This window comes from Arthrobacter sp. 135MFCol5.1, from assembly GCF_000374865.1.
Taxonomy (GTDB): Bacteria; Actinomycetota; Actinomycetes; order Actinomycetales; family Micrococcaceae; genus Arthrobacter.
On record NZ_KB895455.1, the window covers coordinates 1 to 17,746 of the forward strand.

The window sequence follows — 17,746 nt, forward strand, 5'->3', positions numbered from 1 at the left end:
CGAAACGCTCCGCCACCACGGCCTCACGGGGTCGATGGGCAGGGTCGGTGCGTGTGCGGATAACGCCGCTATGGAATCGTTCTTCTCGCTGCTGCAGAAGAACGTTTTGGACCGTCAGCGGTGGCTCACCAGGCGGGACCTCCGGCTGTCCATCACAACGTGGATCGAGCGGACTTACCACCGCCGGCGACGGCAAAGACGGCTGGGAAAGCTCACGCCCATCGAATATGAAACAATCAACCGGACCGAGCTCATAGCGGCCTAAGACCCCGAGTCAACAAAAGCCGGGGCAGTCCCCAGGGCCTGGCTTGGGGTGCAGGACTGACGAAGCACCTTCTACGAGCCCGTTGGGCTGTGTCTTGGCGCGTCTAACCGGAGCCGAGCTTGGAGGTGTTGTCGGCAAGACTAGACCACGAGGTGATCATGAGGGTCGGTTTGTTCATAATGGTTGGCAACCGTCTAGGGGCCGGGTCATAGAAGTAACAACGAACAAAAGAGAGGAAATCCTGCCCAAGACACCGTCTTCCGCTCAGTAATGACTCCTCCTCGTTCCCAGGAACCTGCCACACACTTCCACACGTGAACTCCATGCTCGTCCCAGGGTGAAGGACCACAACTGCGCCCGAATCCTTACCGAGTTGCTGTTGGAAGCCGCTCACAGGGAGTAATAGCAGGTGTGCCCTTGTGAGTGCATTACGTGGGAGTCCCGTTCGCCTGTAATCTTTCCACGAGATCTCGCGCTCCGAGATGGCGTTGAATGTGGGGGTTACATAGTGGATTGGCGTAAACGAACGTCACGGATACTGCGGGTTGTGGATGGGTTCGTAATAGTCTGGGCTGTCGCCGGCGCCTACGTGATTCGCTTTGGGCTGGATGCCGGCCCTCGCGACGTGGGATTCGAGTCCATGTACCTGTGGCTGTCCCTTGTACTGTGCATCTCTTGGTGGGCAATGCTCGAGGCCTGGAGTAGCCGCCAAAGCCGGGTATTAGGTTCCGGACCAGAGGAATACAAACGCGTGGCGGGTGCATCGTTATGGTTGTTTGGTCTGATAGCCATAGTTTCGTATGTGTTCAGAGTCGACACGGCACGCGGCTACGTTGGCATCGCTCTGCCTGTAGGGCTAGTCGGACTCCTCCTTGCACGTTGGCTGCTCCGGCAACACCTCAACGTAAACCGTCAGAGCGGGCATAGTATGTCCAAGCTCATGCTGATCGGTGGGCCGGGGGCAGTCTCGCATCTTGCGTCCAGTTTGGAGAAAGCGAAAGACGCCGGCTACCTTCCGGTTGCCGCATATATGCCCGGATCGGATCCTACGACGACCGTCGAAAAAGATTCAGGGCTTCCTGTGCTCGGGCACGATATGCAAACGGATTCAATTATGAATGCAATCGAAGCGTGCGAGGCGGATGCAGTCGCCATGTCTGCGGGCGTTCAACTGCACCCTCAGACCATTAGACAGTTAGGCTGGGCCCTCGCTGCGAAGAATGTCGGACTCATCATGGCGCCCGCTCTTACCGACATTGCCGGTCCCCGCATCCACACTCAACAGGTCGCTGGCCTACCGCTTATCCATGTAACGACACCATCTTTGGACGGTGGGCAAAGAGTCGCAAAGCGACTATTCGATATGTTGGCGTCGACGATCTTAGTGATCGTGGCCGCGCCACTCATGGCACTAATTGCTCTTCTCGTGAAGCTTAGCGGCCCCGGTCCCGTGTTGTTCAAACAAAAAAGAATCGGAATAGAAGGTAAAAGTTTCTATATGCTTAAGTTCCGTTCGATGGTTGTTGACGCCGAAGAGCGCCTCGCGGAAATCTCGAGCTTGAATGAAGCAGGTGGAGTGCTCTTTAAGATCAAAAATGATCCTCGTGTCACCTCGGTTGGGCGAATGCTTCGGAAATATAGTTTGGACGAGTTGCCACAGCTTTTCAACGTTATAGCAGGATCCATGAGCTTGGTTGGTCCAAGACCACCACTGCCAAAAGAGGTTGAGGGGTACGAGCAAGATGTTCGCCGCCGCCTTCTGGTCAAGCCTGGGCTTACCGGCCTATGGCAAGTAAGTGGGAGGTCAAATCTTTCTTGGAGGGATTCGGTTCGCTTGGATCTCTACTACGTAGAGAACTGGTCGCTTGCCGGAGATGTGGTCATTCTTCTCAAGACCGTCAGAGCAGTTTTCAGGAGCACCGGAGCTTATTAGTCCGTCCGGACTGATACACGTTGCCCGCTTCAGTGAAAGGAAACATTTGATGACGGACTCTGTCGACGATAGCGGACGTAAAAAAAGAGGGGGAGCTACGCCAGGCGCCCCGCTTCAGACTCGCCGACGCAGGATAGTGGGCCTGACTGTAGCCGGAATCGTTGTCTGCACAGGAGTCGTTTGTGCTGCCTCCCTCGGGGTCACTGCTGCAAAGATCAGGTCGGAGCTGGAAATCTCTGCTGGTCTTGTTCCTACTCTAAAATCGAATCTAGAAACAGATAAATTTGCCGAAGCGGCCGCGACCGCTGAAACGATCAGTGTTCACACGGCTGCTGCCAAAGAGGCTGCCGATAGCCCGTTGTGGGTCTTGGCCTCTTCCATGCCGGGTCTTGGTAAGAACTTCGGCGCCGTAGCCGAAGTTGCGAGATCAGGTGACGACGTAGCCAGGCTTGCGTTGCTTCCGTTGGTCAAAGTCTTTGACGATCTTGACTGGGCTTCCTTACTTCCCGGCGAATCTGCTACAAACTTGTCCCAGATCAAGGCTGCTGCACCTGGCGTATCTTCAGCGGCTCAGGCAGTAAGACTCTCGTCCGAGCGCCTGAACGCCATTGACACGAGCAGTCTCCTACCTCAGGTCGCCCAACCGCTTTCGCAAGCCCGCGACCAGCTAGGCGAGGTGATCGATGCCCTGAACGCGGCGGCAGACGCTGCAGGATTGGCTCCGTCGATGCTCGGGGCCGAATCTCCGAGAAGCTATCTTCTGATGATTCAAAACAACGCAGAATCCAGGGCCAGTGGCGGGATACCTGGTGCGCTGGCTGAAATAACCTTTGAAAACGGTCATATCAACCTTGGCCGGCAATCGACTGCCACCGACCTTGGCCCGATGTCGCCGACCTTGAATTTGGATGAGCAGCAGCAGCAGATATACACGACCCGCCCTGGTAAGTACATGCAAGACGTGAATCTAACGCCCGACTTTCCAACAGCCGCATCGGCTGCTCAAGCAATGTGGGAGAAAAAGACCGGCCAGCGAGTAGAAGGCGTTATATCCATAGACCCGGTGGTTCTCGGATATATCCTCCAAGCAACCGGACCCGTGTCTATCACTGGTCCAGAATTGGCGGCGGTGAAAGCGGCCGGGCTTCCGACCGAACTAACAGGCACCAACGTTGTTCAAACATTACTGTCCGACGTCTACGCCAAGATTCAGCAACCAAAGCTACAGGATGCATACTTTGCCGGTGTAGCAAAGGAAGTCTTCTCCGCTCTTTCCACCGGCAAAGGCGAAGCAAAAGGCCTTATTTCTGGCATTACCCGCGGGACGGAAGAAGGACGAGTCCTAGTATGGTCTGCCGACAATTCCGAGCAGTCCATAATCTCGAGATATCCAGTGAGTGGATCCATCTCCGGACCCAGCGTTGCACCCGCCCAGTTTGGGCTCTACTTCAACGACGGAACCGGCGCCAAGATGGACTACTACGTTAAGCGCACAGTGCAGCTGGTCAAGGAATGCCCCAAGAATGGTTATGAGCAGACGACTGTCCGCGTCACGAGCACCAATACAGCGCCCACGGACGCTGCCACTTCCCTGCCGGCTTATGTCACAGGCGGCGGCAACTTCGGTGTTGCACCGGGCAAGGTTCTAACCAACATAGTCGCGTATGGTCCCGCCCAAGCAAACGTAGAATCGGCCACTGTTAACGGCGAGAAGACTCCGTTTGCACCTTACTTGCACGCGGACCGCCCCGTTGGTGTGATCGCCCAGCAACTCGCACCGAGCGAGAGCCAGACCGTCGAGTTCACATTCGGAAAAATCGTCCAGCACACGGAACCTAACCTGGTTGTCACACCGACCGTCCAGTCTGTAAAGGACGTTATCCTGCCGACGAAGAACGCGTCCTGCGATCAAGGCCAGTAACGGTGGCGTTAACACTATGTAAACCGACTGGATTGAGGTTGGTTACAACGTATCCGGGATGGTACCTTCTATCTGGGATATCTATCCGTAGTTCTGCACATGGTCTCGTGCGGAGGGGGCATCTCCCCAAAATCGGGTATCAAAACTTAAACGTCTCCGGGGGGACACACATGAAGAAAACACTCGCAGCTCTCGCACTCGCGGGCTCCATCGCACTTATCGGTTCCGCGCCTGCCATGGCCGCAACCTACCCGGCACTTCCGCCGCAGGCCGCTGTTTCCGACGGCACCGTTGGACCGGGTGAAACCTTCGTCTTCCGCGGCCAGGGCTTCCTCGCCGGCGAAGGCCTGACCATCACCGTTACGCCGGGCCAGGCTCCGGCCTCCAACGGCGCTGGCCTGGGCCGCTCCGTTGCCGTGAAGATTCCCGTCTTCCAGGCACCGCAGACCCTGTCCGCAACCGCTGACGCCCAGGGCGCATTCTCCCTGCCGATCTCCATCAGCGAAGCCGGTACCTACTCCCTGACCGCAACCGGTAACACCTCCGGTGTGACCGTTGGCCCCGTCACGGTAACCGTGGCTGCCTCCCTGGCAAACACCGGTGGCGCCGCTGCCGGTGCCAACGGCGCCGCTCCGCTGGCCAACACGGGCGGCCTGGCCAACACCGGCGCCGACTCAGGCCTGATCCTGTGGACCCTGGTGGGCGCAGGCGCACTGGCCGCCGGTGCAACCTCCGTTGTGGTGGTTCGCCGCCGCGCCAAGGCTGAGGTTGCCGCCTAACCGCAGCAACTCCTAGCACCAAAGAAGGTGGGTGCATCTCCGGAAACGGAGATGCACCCACCTTTTGCTTTGGGGTTGATGCTGCGGGTTCCCGCAACCTTGACTTCGACAAGCTAAGGCAACCCTTGTTTTGTGGTAACTATTAGGGCTATGGGGAGACATTGGCGCAAGGCACCACGCGAATACGACTTTTCCATCCCACTCCCCCGCCCACAGGTGCTCGGCTACGCCCTCCTCGTTCTCCTCGCGGCCTGCGCCTTCGCCACCGCCGCATTCGCCCTTCTACGGACGTCCTGAGGCCCCTTTGAGAATCCTCACCAACCACCGGCTGTGGCAGCTCATCCTCGCGGCCATGGTGGTTCCGCTGGCGCTCGTCGCCTTCTGGCCCACACCCGTGGACCAGCCCGTCTCAGGGCAGCTGGGCATTGTCTTGAATTTCCTCCACCACCACGGCATTCCCCGCTGGTTTAATTACGACTTTGTGGAACGGTCCGCCAACGTTGGCCTGTTCATTCCTGTTGGTTTCGTTGCCGCCCTGGCATTCCCCAACAAAAAATGGTGGCAAATCGGCGCCTTCGGAATGCTCGTTTCCGGCTGCATCGAACTGGGACAGTTCCTGTTTCTTCACAGCCGCTTTGCAAGCCCGTCAGATGTCATGACCAACACGTCAGGTGCTGTCATCGGCGCCCTGGTGGCACTCGTGGCCATGCAAGAAAGGAAGCCCGCCGCCTTCCGGCAACGGGCCTCCCAAAAACAATAGAACGCCAGGACTACCCGACGAAGCCCTTCATCCAGGTCTTCAGGTCCTCGCCGAACTCCACTCGCTCGGACGCCAGCGTGATGACGGCTTTGAGGTAGCTCAGCTTGTCACCGGTGTCATAGCGGCGGCCCTTGAAGACCACGCCGTACACGCCGGAACCTTCGCCTTCGCCAGCCGCGAGGGTCTGCAGGGCGTCGGTCAGCTGGATCTCGTTGCCCCGGCCCGGAGCGGTGTTCTCCAGGACGCCGAACACCGAGTGGTGCAGCACGTAGCGGCCGATCACGGCCAGGTTGGACGGTGCGTCCGCGACCGCCGGCTTCTCCACCAGGCTGTTGACGCGGACGTAGTCCTCGCCTTCAACAACCGAGATGTCAGCACAGCCGTAGGCACTGATCTGCGAGGGGTCAACCTCGATCAGGGCGATGACGGAGCCGCCGGTTTTCTGCTGCACCTCCATCATGGTGCCCAGCAGGTTCTCAGCCTCATCAATGAGGTCGTCACCCAGGAGCACCGCGAAGGGCTCGTCCCCTACGTGCTGCTGGGCGCAGAGCACAGCGTGGCCCAGGCCCTTGGCTTCGCCCTGGCGGACGTAGTGGATGGGACCCAGGTTGGAGGCGTACTCCACCATGCCCAGCTTGTCCTTATCCCCCTTGGCCTCCAGCGCAGCCTCCAGGCCGGGCTCGCGGTCGAAGTGGTCCTCTAGCGCGCGCTTGTTGCGGCCCGTAATCATCAGCAGGTCAGTGAGGCCGGCATCCACCGCTTCCTCAACTACGTACTGGATGGCCGGGCGGTCAACCACCGGCAACATTTCCTTCGGCATTGCCTTGGTGGCGGGCAGGAAGCGAGTTCCCAATCCGGCAGCAGGAATGACGGCTTTGGTGATAGCTCTCCCCATAGTCATAGCTGAACCTTAACAAATTTGATGGAGCGGCGGGCAATTATGATTTCGTGGACCGGGTTTCGGTGGTTTTCGACAGGCTCGATTTCGACAAGCTCACTCACCGCGGAATCGGGGTTCGCGCTTCTCTTGGAACGCCCGGAAACCCTCCGCGTAATCCGCGGTCTTGCAGAGCCGCGCCTGCTCCTCGTTCTCCTCCTGCATGGCCTGCCACAGGCCCAGGCGCTGGTCGCGGATATGCGCCACCAGCTCCTTCGACGCAACAAAGGCACCCGTGGCACCCGTGGCGACCCGCGAAACGATCGCCCGCGTGGAGTCCAGCAGCTCGGCCGCCGGCATGGCACGGCTGAACATGCCCTGCGCCACGGCCTCGGCCCCCGAGATCAGGTCCGCCGTGTAGATCAGGTCCAGCGTCCGGTGCATGCCCAACCGCTCCGTGAAGTACCAGTGCCCGCCCGAATCCAGCGTGGCGCCCAGCTTGGCGAAGGGTGAGCCAAACTTGGCGTTCTCCGCCACGTACACCACGTCCGTGGCCAGCAGCAGACCCAGTCCCACGCCCAGGCATGCGCCTTGGGCTGCGGCGAACGTCGGCGCCGGGAACGCGGCCATCTTCTTCAGCAACGGCTCCACCAGCCCGCCCAGGTAGGCTGCGGCGTCGTCGCTTTCCGGGGTGACCCCGGCGATGTCCCGGCCCGCGCAGAAGGCCCGTCCCTCTCCCCTCAGCAGCAGCGCCCGCACCTCACCGCGCGAGGCGGCGGCAGCAGCGTCGTCGTACGCCTGGGTTAAATCCCGCAGCGCCTGCTCATCCAGCGAGTTCAGCTTGTGCGGTGCGTCCAGGACGACCTCTGCGATGCCGTTGCTGATGGAAAGGGAAATCATGGGGCTCCTTGTGGTGAAAACGGGTTAGACGTCGAAGTCGACCGTGACTTCCTTGCTGGTGGGGTGGCTTTGGCAGGTGAGCACGTAGCCCTTGTCCAGCTCGTCCTGCTCCAGCGCGTAGTTCTCGTCCATGGTCACGCTGCCGGTGACCACCTTGGCCCGGCAGGTGCCGCACACTCCCCCGGCGCACGCGAAGGGCACGTCCGGGCGGACCCGCAGCGCCGCGTTCAGGATGGACTCGCGGGCGTGCGTGGGGCTGGCCACCTCGCCCTGCAGGCCGTCCAGCTTGAACGTGATCTTGTAGGTTTCCTTGGACTCGTCCACCACCACGGGACGGCCGGCCTGGCCCTCGGGGCGGTCCGGCTTGCCGGACGTGAACAGTTCGAACCGGACGTTCTCCGGCTTCACCCCGCGCTCGGCCAGGGTGTCCCGGCACAGTTGCACCAGCTCGAACGGCCCGCACAGGAACCACTCGTCCACATCGTCCGCGTGCAGGGCGGTGCCCAGCAGCTGCTGCAGCTTCTCCGCGTCGATCCGGCCGCTCAATAGCGGCGCGATCCGCTGCTCCCGGGAAAGCACGTGGTGGATGGCCAGCCGCTGCGGGTACTTGTCCTTCAGGTCCGCCAGCTCCTCCAGGAACATCACGTCCATGGCGGCCTTGTTGGCGTAGATCAGATCGAACCGGGTCTCCGGGTTGGCGGCCAGCAGGGTCCGGGCGATCGCGATCACCGGGGTGATCCCGGACCCGGCGGCGATGGCCACGAAGTTCCCGGCCTCCCCCGCCAGCTCTTCCGGGTGGTTCATGGAGTTCATGACGTTCTGCTCCACGGCCACGCCGTCGCGGCCGTGCTTGGACACGAACGCGCCCATGGGGCTCATCACGTCCAGGCTGTCCCCGGCCTTCAGCTCGGCGTTGGCCCAGGTGGAGAACAGCCCGCCCAGGTCCTTCTTGATGGCCACCCGGATCTCGCTGGTGCCGTCCTCGAAGCTGCGCGGCTCGGCGCAGATGGAGTAGCTGCGGCGGATTTCCTTCGGCTCGCCGTCCTCGTCCGGCAGCGTGGTGCGCAGGGCAACGTACTGGCCGGGCAGGTAGTCGAACTTGCCGGCGAGCTCCGCGGGGACGTGGAAGCTGACCTCGATGGCGTCCTCGGTGAGCCGGCGCACCTCCTGCACGGTGAGGGTGTGGAAGGACGGACGACGGCGGCCGGTCACCTCAGCCTCTTCGGCGGCGGTCTGGCGGACAACAGGCATGGGGGTTCCTTACAGGACTTTGAAGTAGTCGAACGGTTCCTTGCAGTCCTGGCACACATAGAGCGCCTTGCAGGACGTGGAACCGAAGCGGGTGAGTTCCTTGGTGTTCAGGCTGTTGCACTGCGGGCACTTCACCGCCAGGCTCAACCGGACGGGGCCGGAGTGGCCGCCGGCTGTGGAGTGGCCGCTGGGCGGGGCGATGCCGTACTCCTGCAGCTTCTGCTTGCCGGCCTCCGTCATCCAGTCCGTGGTCCACGCCGGGGCCAGGACCAGGTCCACGTGCACGTCCCCGTAGCCCTCCTTCTCGAAGGCCGTGTAGAGGTCTTCCCGGATGGCGTCCATGGCCGGGCAGCCCGAGTACGTGGGCGTGATGGTGACCGTGACGCTTCCGTCCGTGCCGACGTCGACCTTCCGCAAAATCCCCAGGTCCGCGATGGTGAGCACCGGGATTTCCGGGTCCACCACCGTGGCGGCGATGTCCCACGCCTTCTGCCGGGGCGTCTGCGTCCGGGTTTCGAAGTCCGAGATGTACATGGCAGTCACCAGCTGGCCCCGGGGTGCTCGCGGGCCAGCACCTGCATCTCCGCGAGGATGTAGCCCAGGTGCTCCGAGTGCTTGCCGTACCGGCCGCCGCCCGGGGCTGCGGGCACGTCCGGCACCTCCAGCTCGGCCTCAGAGAGGACGGCGGTGACCAGGCGGTCAAAGTCGCCTCTAAGGCTGGAAGGTGCGACGGCGGCACCCGCCTCAGCGAGGCGCTGCGTCAGGTCATCGTCCTGGAACAGTTCGTTGACGTACGGCCACATGAGGCGCAGGCCGTGGATCATCCGCTTGCGGGATTCCTCGGTGCCGCCGGCCAGGCGCAGCACCCACTGGCTGCTGTGGTCCCGGTGGTAATCCACTTCCTTCACGGCCTTGGCGGCGATGGCTGCCAGGGTGGAGTCCGTGGATTCGGTGAGGCGGCGGTAGAGCTCGTACTGGTAGTAGCTCACCACGAACTGGCGGGCGATGGTGGCCGCGAAGTCCCCGTTGGGCTGCTCGAACAGCTGGACACTCCGGAACTCGTGCTCGCGGCGGAAGTAGGCCAGCTCATCCTCGGACGTGGCCGTACCGTCCTCTTTGGGCATGCCGGCGCCGGCGTAGGTGAGGAAGCTGCGGGCGTGGCCCAGCTGGTCCAGGGCGATGTTGCCCAGGGCGATGTCCTCCTCCAGCTCGGGTGCGCGCGAGATCCAGTGGCCCAGCCGCTGCTCGAGGATCAGTGCGTCATCGCCCAGCCTCAGTGCGTACTCGGCGACGTCCCCGCTGGGCTTCACCAGGCCGGTCTTTACCTCCAGCGCGATGTCCTCCGGGCGCAGGGCGTTGCCGGGGGTGATTCTTGTTGCCGATGCGTTGGAGTCGCCGCCGGCCATGCCGGTGGAGATGTCGCCGTGGCCCGTGCTTTCGTGGGTGCTGGTTTCGGGGGTGCTCACAGGTGCTTCACCCCTTCACTCTTGGTGTAGTACGTGGCGTGCCGGTAGTCCTTGCCCTGCGGGGACTCAAAGAAAGAACCTTTGGAATCAGGATCGCTCGCCGCGATGGCGTCCGCCGGGACCACCCAGATGGAGACGCCCTCGTTCCGGCGGGTGTAGAGGTCGCGGGCATTGCGGAGGGCCATGGCGGCATCCGGGGCGTGCAGCGACCCGGCGTGGACGTGGCTCAGGCCGCGGCTGGAGCGGACGAAGACCTCCCAGAGGCCCCAGGCACCGCGGTCATGGTGCTCCTGCGGCGCGGGGGATGCTTTGGGGGCTTCGCGGTTGATCTCGGTGGCGGAGCTGGCCGGGGTTTCCGGGTTGCCGTGGGGGCTCATGCTGCGTGTTCCTTCGTCTTCATCGACTCTTTTGCCTGCTGTTTTGCTCGCTGCTTGTCCGCATACGCGGCGGCTGCCTCGCGGACCCAGGCGCCGTCGTCGTGCGCTGCCCTCCGGCGCTCAAGGCGCTGGGCGTTGCAGGGGCCGCGGCCGGCCAGGATTTCCTGGAACTCATGCCAGTCCAGCGGGCCGTGTTCCCACTTCTTGGTGTCCTCGTTGAAACGGACCTGGTCATCGGGGAGGGTGAGGCCCAGGACCCGGACCTGCTCCACCATCATGCCCACGAAGCGGCTGCGGAGCTCGTCATTGCTGAACCGCTTGATGTTCCAGGCCATGGACTGCTTGGAGTTGGGCGAATCGTCGTCCGGCGGGCCGAACATCATCAGGGCGGGGGCGTACCAGCGGTTCACCGCGTCCTGGGCCATCTGCTTCTGCGCGGGCGTGCCGTTGGAGAGTTCCAGCAGGATCTCGAAGCCCTGGCGCTGGTGGAAGGACTCTTCCTTGCAGATGCGCACCATGGCCCGGCCATAGGGGCCGTACGATGCCCGGCACAGCGGCACCTGGTTGCAGATGGCTGCGCCGTCCACCAGCCAGCCGATGGCGCCCATGTCCGCCCAGGTCAGGGCCGGGTAGTTGAAGATGCTGGAGTAGCGGGCCTTGCCGGCGATGAGGTCGTCCATCATCTTGTCCCGCGACTGGCCCAGGGTCTCGGCGGCGCTGTAGAGGTAGAGCCCGTGACCGGCCTCGTCCTGGACCTTGGCCATGAGGATGGCTTTGCGCTTCAGGCTGGGGGCGCGGGAGATCCAGTTGGCCTCCGGCTGCATGCCGATGATCTCTGAGTGGGCGTGCTGGGACACCTGGCGCAGGAGGGTCTTGCGGTAAGCCGCCGGCATCCAGTCGCGGGGCTCGATCCGGGAGTCCTCGGCGATGATGCGGTCGAAGTGGGCCTGGCCCGCGGCGTCCGCTTCTTGGGTTAGCTCAGCCGGCACTGACTGCAAGTTCTGCGCTGCCATGGTTGCTCCTATGCAAAGACCTGTCGGGCGGCTCGGAATTATTTACCGACCGTTCGTTCAGGATATGCGGGCGCGGCGGAACTCGTCAAGCGTGCACCCCCTAGAACGCCCACTCACCTTCGACCGCCTTTCCCCCCGACGCGCGCTCACCTTCGACCGCTCCTCCCCCAACGCCCGCTCACCTTCGACAGCTTTCCCACCGACGCCCGCTCACCTTCGACAGCTTTCCCACCGACGCGCGCTCACCTTCGACCACCCATCCCCCGACGCCCGCTCACTTCTTGCCGCTCTCCCACCAACGCCCGCTCACCTTCGACAGCCTTCCCACCGACGCCCGCTCACCTTCGACAGCTTTCCCACCGACGCGCGCTCACCTTCGACCACCCATCCCCCAACGCCCGCTCACTTCTTGCCGCTCTCCCACCAACGCCCGCTCACCTTCGACAGCCTTCCCACCGACGCGCGCTCACCTTTTGCCACTGGCGCGTGCCGCCGTCGTGCGCTGACTTCCCAAGGCGAGGCCCGCCGTGGTGCGCCACCGCGACCCGTGCGCACCCGCGCGAAGCACTTAACTGATTACCGCCGCAATCAGCGATTTTGGTCTTAAACTCAGGCTATCGACGTGGAAGGTGCGTGGTTCTAGTGTCCGAGGGAACGATGGCAGATCCGTGGCAGCTGGTGACGGCGCCCGGGTCATCCGAATACCAGATGTACCGGGACCCTGAGGCAGCCCCACCGGCACTGGTCTGCCAGGTGGGCTCAACCACCCTGAAATACCACCTCCGGGCGATCGAAGACCTGCATGCGTGGCTGACCGAGCAAGGGGACTGGGTTCCCCTGGGCGCCGCCGATGAATCGAAGCCGGCCCCGGAAGGCAGCGTCGAGGCATGGGGCCGGGATCCCGGGAACCCGGTGGGCGGTTGGTACGGGTTGCGGAAAGGCTACCGCGGACGGTTCGGAATGTACCTCCCACCGCTGCTGGAAGCTCTGGGACTGGCCGAGCTCACCCACGAGAAACGCAATAACTCAGTCCGCGCCCTCCCCAAGGACTGACAGCACCAGCCCAGCCCGTACTCGGCGCGAGTGTTTTTTGCGCGGACCAGGTACCAGCCGCGCCGCTGTCCGTTGGGTGGCTCATCCGGGACCAAAGTTCCCTGTTCATTGTCAGTGACCCGGAGCACAATTGGCCTTGCCTGACCACGAACGGAGCCATCCCATGTCTGAGCACACCAACCCCACCCCCGAGCACGCAGAGAGCCGTGTCCCCCTCCCCGGCTCAGAACGCCCCGCGGCGGCACGGATCCAAAACACCCTGGGTCCTGCCAATCCCGCGCACAGAATCGAGGTCACCGTGATCCTGCGCCGCCAGGAACCGCTGCCGGAGGCCTCCACCGAGCCCGCCCAGCCCCTGACCCGCGAGGAACTGGCAGCACGCCACGGCGCCTCCGACGCTGACCTGGGCCTTGCCACCGAGACCTTCACCCGGCTCGGCGCCGAGGTTGTCGAGGCCGACGCCGCCTCCCGCCGCATCCGCCTCGCCGGGACGGTGGAGGTGCTGAGCCGGATCTTCGGCACCAGCCTGGAGGAAGTCACCAGCAGCGGTCCGCACGGCCACGATGTCACCCACCGGCACAGGACCGGCGGTCTGGAGATCCCCGCGGAACTGGACGGCGTTGTCACGGCGGTACTGGGCCTTGATGACCGGCCCCAGGCGCGCGCCCAGTTCCATGCCATTCCGCGGGCGGCGTCCGGGACCAGCTACACACCGCCCGAGCTTGCCCGGATCTACAACTTCCCCGCGGGCGGCGGCGGCGCCGGCCAGACCGTGGCCATCATCGAACTCGGCGGCGGCTTCGCCCAATCCGACCTGGACGCCTACTTCGCCGAACTGGGCATCACCGGGCCCACGGTGCGGGCAGTGGGGGTCGACGGCGCCGCGAACCATCCCGGACAGGACCCCACGGGCGCGGACGGCGAAGTCCTCCTGGACATCGAAGTGGTGGGCGCCCTGGTGCCCCAGGCGGACATCCCGGTCTACTTCGCGCCCAACACCGACGCCGGATTCCTCGACGCCATCATCAACGCGTCCCACGCCGCCCCGGCACCCACGTCCATCAGCATCAGCTGGGGCCAAAGCGAGGACGACTGGACCGCCCAGGCCCGGACAGCCTTCGACCAGGCCCTGGCCGACGCCACGGCACTCGGCGTGACCGTCACCGCCGCCGCCGGGGACAACGGCAGCGCAGACGGCGCCACGGACGGCAAAGACCACGCCGATTTCCCCGCCTCCAGCCCCCACGCGCTGGCCTGCGGCGGAGCCCGCCTCGACGCGGACCCCGCCACGGGAACCATCACGTCCGAGACGGTGTGGAACGACGGCCCGCATTCAGCCACCGGAGGCGGTTACAGCGACACCTTCCCTGTCCCCGCCTGGCAGTCAGGGCAGTCCGCGCACCACGGCGGCCACCACCCGGCAGGGTCGAAAGGCCGCGGTGTACCGGACGTCAGCGCAGTTGCGGACCCCCAGACCGGCTACAAAGTGCGGGTGGACGGCACGGACATGGTCATCGGCGGCACCAGCGCCGTGGCACCGCTCTGGGCGGCCCTCATCGCCCTCCTGGCGGAGTCCACCAGCCGCACCTTCGGGCAGATCCAGCCGCTGCTGTACCGCAACAAGGCGGCCTTCCGCGACATCACCGCCGGAAACAACGGCACCTACAAGGCCGCCGCCGGCTGGGACCCGTGCACCGGCCTCGGCAGCCCCGACGGAGCAGCGCTCCTCACCGCGATCTCGGCCGGCCCATGACCTGACGGGCGCCTTCGGCGGCCCTGCGGCGGCCACGTTTCTTAAGCCTTTCTTAGGAACCCTGGGGAAGGATCGAAACAGAGACCACGGACAGAACCCTGTCCGCCGCAGGACCATCCCGGAGGATTCGTGAACGGACCAGCCCGAGCCCACAAGACAACACCCGGCCCCCGCCCCACCGCCGGGGCACGCACCCAGTTCCCCGTGCTCCCCCAGGCCCGGCACTGGCTGCTGCTGGGCGCGCTGCTGTGCGCCGCCGTCGTCGCCCTCGGCTTCACGGTGCAGCTCCTGCCCGGCGACACCGCCGCCGAACTGCACGTGGACCAGGACCTCAGCACGCACCACGTTGCCGTGCTGACCGCCGTCGCGATGGGCATCAACCTCCTGTTCGGCCCGGTGGCTGGCCTGGGCCTGATCGCCGTCATCGCCGTGGTGGTGCTGCTGGTACGCCGGGACCTGGCCACGGCTGTTGCCTTCGGCGTGGTGGCGTGCTCGGGCTGGGTTGCCAGCGAGGCCTTCAAGCTGATCGTCGCCCGGCAGCGGCCCAACCCGGCCCTGCTGTTCGACCCCCTGTCGCCGGAGACCGGATCCAACAGCTTCCCCAGCGGCCACGTCAGCTTCGCCGTCGCCCTGGCCTTCGCCCTGTACTTCCTGTCCCGGGGCACCCGCTGGTCCAAGCTGGTGGCCGCGGCCGGCGCCGTCGTCGCCGTCATCGTGGCGTGGTCCCGGCTGTACGTCGGCGTGCACTACCCCACCGACGTGGCGGCCTCGTTCCTGGCCGCGAGCGCCGCCTTCGTGCTGCTCGCCGGGCTCTGGAACCGCTATGCTCCCCGGCTCTTCGACCGCCTGCCCGCCGCGCTCACCACCCCGTCCAGCCGACGCTAAAGGACCCCCATGCACAGCTTCCTCACCCCTGACCTGGTCTCCGCCATGGCCACCACCGGACCACCGTCCCTGCTGGACCCCGCCGGCCTGCTCAGCGGCCTGGGACCGGCAGCCCTGGGCGTGATCGCCGGGATGGTCTTCATCGAATCCGGCGTCCTGTTCCCGTTCCTGCCCGGGGATTCGCTGCTCTTCACCGCGGGGCTCCTGCACCAGCAGCTGCAGCTGGCCCTCCCCGTCCTAATCGGGGTGATCACGGCCGCAGCCATCGCCGGCGACCAGGTGGGTTACCTGCTGGGCCGTCGGTTCGGCCGGCGCTGGTTCAAGGACGACGCCAAGGTCCTGAAAACCGCCCACCTCACCGCCACTGAGGACTTCTTCCGCCGGCACGGTGGCGCTGCCGTGGTCCTGGCCCGCTTCGTCCCCATCATCAGGACGTTCGCTCCGCTGACCGCCGGCACCGCCCGTTACGGGTACAAAGCCTTCACGCTGTGGAACATTGTGGGAGCCGCCGCCTGGGCCACGTCCGTGACCCTGCTGGGCACCTGGCTGGGGCACTACGACATCATCGCCAAGAACATCGACGTCATCGCCGTGCTCATGGTCGTGGTGTCCGTGGTGCCTTGGGCCGTGGAATACCTCAAGCGCCGCCGCGCCAACCGCGGCGCCGCCGCAGAGCCGCCCGTAGAGTACGACGACGACGCTGCGGCGGGTGCCCCGCCGCACCTCGACACGGTGGGCACCAGCGCCCGGCAGGACGCTTTCACGGAAGAATAGGCCGCATGACCACCGTGGACCGGCCCTCCCTGCTGCTCGCCGAGGACGATCCCGCGCTGGGACCGCTGATCGCGGAACTGCTGGAGCCGGACTACCGGATCCGGCTCGCCGCCACCGGCCAGGAAGCCCTGCACCTGGGCCTGACGCAGCCCTGGGACGTGATGGTGATTGACCGCGGCCTGCCCGTCATGGACGGACTGGCCGTCATCGCGGCGCTCCGGGCCAAAGGCATCGCCACCCCCATCCTGATCCTCACCGCGCTGGGCGAGACGGACGAGAAGGTCCGCGGGCTGGACACCGGCGCCAACGACTACATGACCAAACCGTTCGACGCCGGCGAGCTGGCGGCGCGGCTGCGCGCACTGACGCGTACCTTTGCTCCGCCAGCGGGGCCGGTGGGCATCGGCAGCTGGGACTTCGATCCGGCGTCGCGCGCTGTCCGTTCCGCCTACGGCGAGGTGGTGACGCTGACCGCCAAGGAAGCCGAAGTCCTGGCGGCGCTGGCCGCTGAACCCGGCAGGGTGTTCACCCGCGACGACCTGCTCGCCGCGCATTTCCAGTCCACGGACCAGCCCGGCGTCATCGACACCTACGTCCACCACCTGCGCCGCAAGATCTCCCGGACCGTCATCCGCACCGTCCACGGCGTGGGCTACCAGATCGGCGACCCCTCATGACCTCTTCCTCCTCCGGCCTTGGCTCCACCGGCGTGTCCCACTCCGGCTCCGGGGACGCGGACCAGGACATCCTCCGCCGCGCGTCGCTGAAAGTGGCACTGCGGATCAGCGCCGGCGTGGCCGTCCTGGTGCTGGTGCTGCTTACCGCCGCCACGGTGTTCCTCATGAACAAGCTGGCCCATCCCACGCCGCCCGGTTCCACCGCCGGCAAGGCCTACACCTACCTGGACTCGAAGGACCTGATCGAGGGCATGATCCTGGCCGGGCTGGGGGGCATCGTGCTGGCCGGTGTGGTGGGCTGGATCAGCGCCCGCAGTGCCATCCGGCCGCTGGGCGAGGCCCTGGCCAGGCAACGGCGCTTCGTCCAGGACGCCAGCCATGAACTCCGCACCCCGCTGGCGATCCTTGATACCCGCATCCAGCTCGCCCAGCGCAAGGCCGAGCCCGGGTCCGAGCCGGCGCAGGCGTTGGCGAAGATCCGGGAGGACACGGCCACGCTGACGGGCATCGTCAACGAACTCCTGTTGGCGGCGACCGGCTCCCCCGGCGGATCCGCCGGGGCGTCCGGGGACGTTGTCCCGGAGCCGGTGGACGTCGCGGCGGTTGCCCGGTCCGCCGCCGAAAGCCTCCAGGACCTGGCCGGCCAACAGGGCATCCGGCTGGACTTCTCCGGGGCCGGTACGGCGTGGGTGCGCGCGGATCCCGGCTCGCTGCGGCGCGCCATCCTGGCCCTGGCCGATAACGCCCTGGCCCACACCCCCTCCGGCGGAAGCATCACCATCAGCACCAGTGTTGAGGGATCCAGGGCCGTGGTCCTGGTGGCAGACACCGGATCCGGGATCACCGGGGTGGACCCCGGCCGGATCTTTGACCGGTTCGTCCGCGCCCCGGGGTTGGACGGAGCCGGGGGCAGGCGGAGCTTTGGCATAGGACTGGCACTGGTCCGCGACATCGCCACCGCGGCCGGGGGCACCGTGGACGTACAGCGGACCGGATCCGACGGCACAACCATGAGGCTGACACTGCCGCTGGCGCGGGGCTGAAGGGCGGGCTGAACGAACG

At 65.0% G+C, this 17,746-nt stretch carries 18 protein-coding genes; 11 read left to right on the forward strand and 7 right to left on the reverse strand.

The window, feature by feature from the left end; genetic code table 11:
• The 5 genes from C563_RS0108540 to C563_RS0108560 all read left to right on the forward strand — a co-directional run.
• The coding region (locus C563_RS0108540) for an integrase core domain-containing protein (RefSeq protein ID WP_018761623.1) at nt 1-265 on the forward strand (265 nt) is incomplete at its 5' end.
• A gap of 547 nt (nt 266-812) precedes the next feature.
• Nucleotides 813-2,198, forward strand: coding sequence for a sugar transferase (locus C563_RS0108545; RefSeq protein ID WP_018761624.1), 1,386 nt, complete (start codon nt 813-815; stop codon nt 2,196-2,198).
• A gap of 49 nt (nt 2,199-2,247) precedes the next feature.
• Nucleotides 2,248-4,119, forward strand: coding sequence for a DUF4012 domain-containing protein (locus tag C563_RS0108550; RefSeq protein ID WP_026264555.1), 1,872 nt, complete (start codon nt 2,248-2,250; stop codon nt 4,117-4,119).
• Between the two features lie 170 nt (nt 4,120-4,289).
• Nucleotides 4,290-4,898, forward strand: a complete 609-nt coding sequence (locus tag C563_RS0108555) for an LPXTG cell wall anchor domain-containing protein (protein ID WP_018761626.1) — start codon at nt 4,290-4,292, stop codon at nt 4,896-4,898.
• A gap of 304 nt (nt 4,899-5,202) precedes the next feature.
• A complete protein-coding gene (locus tag C563_RS0108560; protein ID WP_018761627.1) occupies nt 5,203-5,658 on the forward strand; it encodes a VanZ family protein in 456 nt (151 codons plus the stop codon).
• Between the two features lie 10 nt (nt 5,659-5,668).
• On the opposite strand, the gene galU is transcribed toward C563_RS0108560, so the two are convergent.
• The 7 genes from galU to paaA all read right to left on the reverse strand — a co-directional run bounded on the left by galU (nt 5,669) and on the right by paaA (nt 11,542).
• Nucleotides 5,669-6,559, reverse strand: a complete 891-nt coding sequence (gene galU / locus C563_RS0108565; RefSeq protein WP_026264556.1) for a UTP--glucose-1-phosphate uridylyltransferase GalU — start codon at nt 6,557-6,559, stop codon at nt 5,669-5,671.
• Between the two features lie 93 nt (nt 6,560-6,652).
• Nucleotides 6,653-7,435, reverse strand: a complete 783-nt coding sequence (locus C563_RS0108570; RefSeq protein WP_018761629.1) for an enoyl-CoA hydratase/isomerase family protein — start codon at nt 7,433-7,435, stop codon at nt 6,653-6,655.
• A 24-nt stretch (nt 7,436-7,459) separates the two neighbouring features.
• A complete protein-coding gene (gene paaE, locus C563_RS0108575; RefSeq protein WP_018761630.1) occupies nt 7,460-8,686 on the reverse strand; it encodes a 1,2-phenylacetyl-CoA epoxidase subunit PaaE in 1,227 nt (408 codons plus the stop codon).
• 9 nt (nt 8,687-8,695) lie between these two features.
• Nucleotides 8,696-9,220 carry a 1,2-phenylacetyl-CoA epoxidase subunit PaaD gene (gene paaD, locus C563_RS0108580; RefSeq protein WP_018761631.1) on the reverse strand — a complete coding sequence of 175 codons (525 nt, stop codon included), beginning with the start codon at nt 9,218-9,220 and terminating at the stop codon, nt 8,696-8,698.
• A gap of 5 nt (nt 9,221-9,225) precedes the next feature.
• Nucleotides 9,226-10,152, reverse strand: coding sequence for a 1,2-phenylacetyl-CoA epoxidase subunit PaaC (gene paaC, locus C563_RS0108585; RefSeq protein ID WP_018761632.1), 927 nt, complete (start codon nt 10,150-10,152; stop codon nt 9,226-9,228).
• Complete coding sequence (gene paaB, locus C563_RS0108590) at nt 10,149-10,529, reverse strand: 1,2-phenylacetyl-CoA epoxidase subunit PaaB (RefSeq protein ID WP_018761633.1); 381 nt, start codon at nt 10,527-10,529, stop codon at nt 10,149-10,151. Before paaB ends, paaC begins: the two co-directional genes overlap by 4 nt.
• On the reverse strand, nt 10,526-11,542 hold the full coding sequence (paaA, locus tag C563_RS0108595) for a 1,2-phenylacetyl-CoA epoxidase subunit PaaA (RefSeq protein WP_018761634.1): 1,017 nt from the start codon (nt 11,540-11,542) through the stop codon (nt 10,526-10,528). Before paaA ends, paaB begins: the two co-directional genes overlap by 4 nt.
• A 657-nt stretch (nt 11,543-12,199) precedes the next feature.
• Here paaA and C563_RS0108600 point away from each other — a divergent pair.
• From C563_RS0108600 to C563_RS0108625, 6 genes are all read left to right on the forward strand, one after another.
• The gene (locus tag C563_RS0108600; protein WP_018761635.1) at nt 12,200-12,595 is read left to right on the forward strand and encodes a DUF6855 family protein; all 396 of its coding nucleotides are present in this window, start codon (nt 12,200-12,202) and stop codon (nt 12,593-12,595) included.
• Between the two features lie 163 nt (nt 12,596-12,758).
• The gene (locus C563_RS0108605) at nt 12,759-14,348 is read left to right on the forward strand and encodes a S53 family peptidase (protein WP_018761636.1); all 1,590 of its coding nucleotides are present in this window, start codon (nt 12,759-12,761) and stop codon (nt 14,346-14,348) included.
• 129 nt (nt 14,349-14,477) lie between these two features.
• On the forward strand, nt 14,478-15,233 hold the full coding sequence (locus tag C563_RS0108610) for a phosphatase PAP2 family protein (RefSeq protein WP_018761637.1): 756 nt from the start codon (nt 14,478-14,480) through the stop codon (nt 15,231-15,233).
• Between the two features lie 9 nt (nt 15,234-15,242).
• Nucleotides 15,243-16,007 carry a DedA family protein gene (locus C563_RS0108615; protein WP_018761638.1) on the forward strand — a complete coding sequence of 255 codons (765 nt, stop codon included), beginning with the start codon at nt 15,243-15,245 and terminating at the stop codon, nt 16,005-16,007.
• A 5-nt stretch (nt 16,008-16,012) separates the two neighbouring features.
• Nucleotides 16,013-16,684, forward strand: coding sequence for a response regulator transcription factor (locus tag C563_RS0108620; protein ID WP_018761639.1), 672 nt, complete (start codon nt 16,013-16,015; stop codon nt 16,682-16,684).
• Nucleotides 16,681-17,727 (forward strand): sensor histidine kinase, encoded by a 1,047-nt coding sequence (locus tag C563_RS0108625; protein ID WP_018761640.1) that lies wholly within the window; start codon nt 16,681-16,683, stop codon nt 17,725-17,727. The genes C563_RS0108620 and C563_RS0108625 overlap by 4 nt, the downstream gene beginning before the upstream one ends.
• Nucleotides 17,728-17,746 lie beyond the last annotated feature (19 nt).

Coding starts and splice junctions, on each gene's coding strand:
- C563_RS0108550 (WP_026264555.1), top strand. CDS start 2,248: ATGACGGACTCTGTCGACGATAGCGGACGTAAAAAAAGAGGGGGAGCT.
- C563_RS0108555 (WP_018761626.1), top strand. CDS start 4,290: ATGAAGAAAACACTCGCAGCTCTCGCACTCGCGGGCTCCATCGCACTT.
- galU (WP_026264556.1), bottom strand. CDS start 6,559: ATGACTATGGGGAGAGCTATCACCAAAGCCGTCATTCCTGCTGCCGGA.
- C563_RS0108570 (WP_018761629.1), bottom strand. CDS start 7,435: ATGATTTCCCTTTCCATCAGCAACGGCATCGCAGAGGTCGTCCTGGAC.
- paaE (WP_018761630.1), bottom strand. CDS start 8,686: ATGCCTGTTGTCCGCCAGACCGCCGCCGAAGAGGCTGAGGTGACCGGC.
- paaD (WP_018761631.1), bottom strand. CDS start 9,220: ATGTACATCTCGGACTTCGAAACCCGGACGCAGACGCCCCGGCAGAAG.
- paaB (WP_018761633.1), bottom strand. CDS start 10,529: ATGAGCCCCCACGGCAACCCGGAAACCCCGGCCAGCTCCGCCACCGAG.
- paaA (WP_018761634.1), bottom strand. CDS start 11,542: ATGGCAGCGCAGAACTTGCAGTCAGTGCCGGCTGAGCTAACCCAAGAA.
- C563_RS0108600 (WP_018761635.1), top strand. CDS start 12,200: ATGGCAGATCCGTGGCAGCTGGTGACGGCGCCCGGGTCATCCGAATAC.
- C563_RS0108605 (WP_018761636.1), top strand. CDS start 12,759: ATGTCTGAGCACACCAACCCCACCCCCGAGCACGCAGAGAGCCGTGTC.
- C563_RS0108615 (WP_018761638.1), top strand. CDS start 15,243: ATGCACAGCTTCCTCACCCCTGACCTGGTCTCCGCCATGGCCACCACC.
- C563_RS0108620 (WP_018761639.1), top strand. CDS start 16,013: ATGACCACCGTGGACCGGCCCTCCCTGCTGCTCGCCGAGGACGATCCC.
- C563_RS0108625 (WP_018761640.1), top strand. CDS start 16,681: ATGACCTCTTCCTCCTCCGGCCTTGGCTCCACCGGCGTGTCCCACTCC.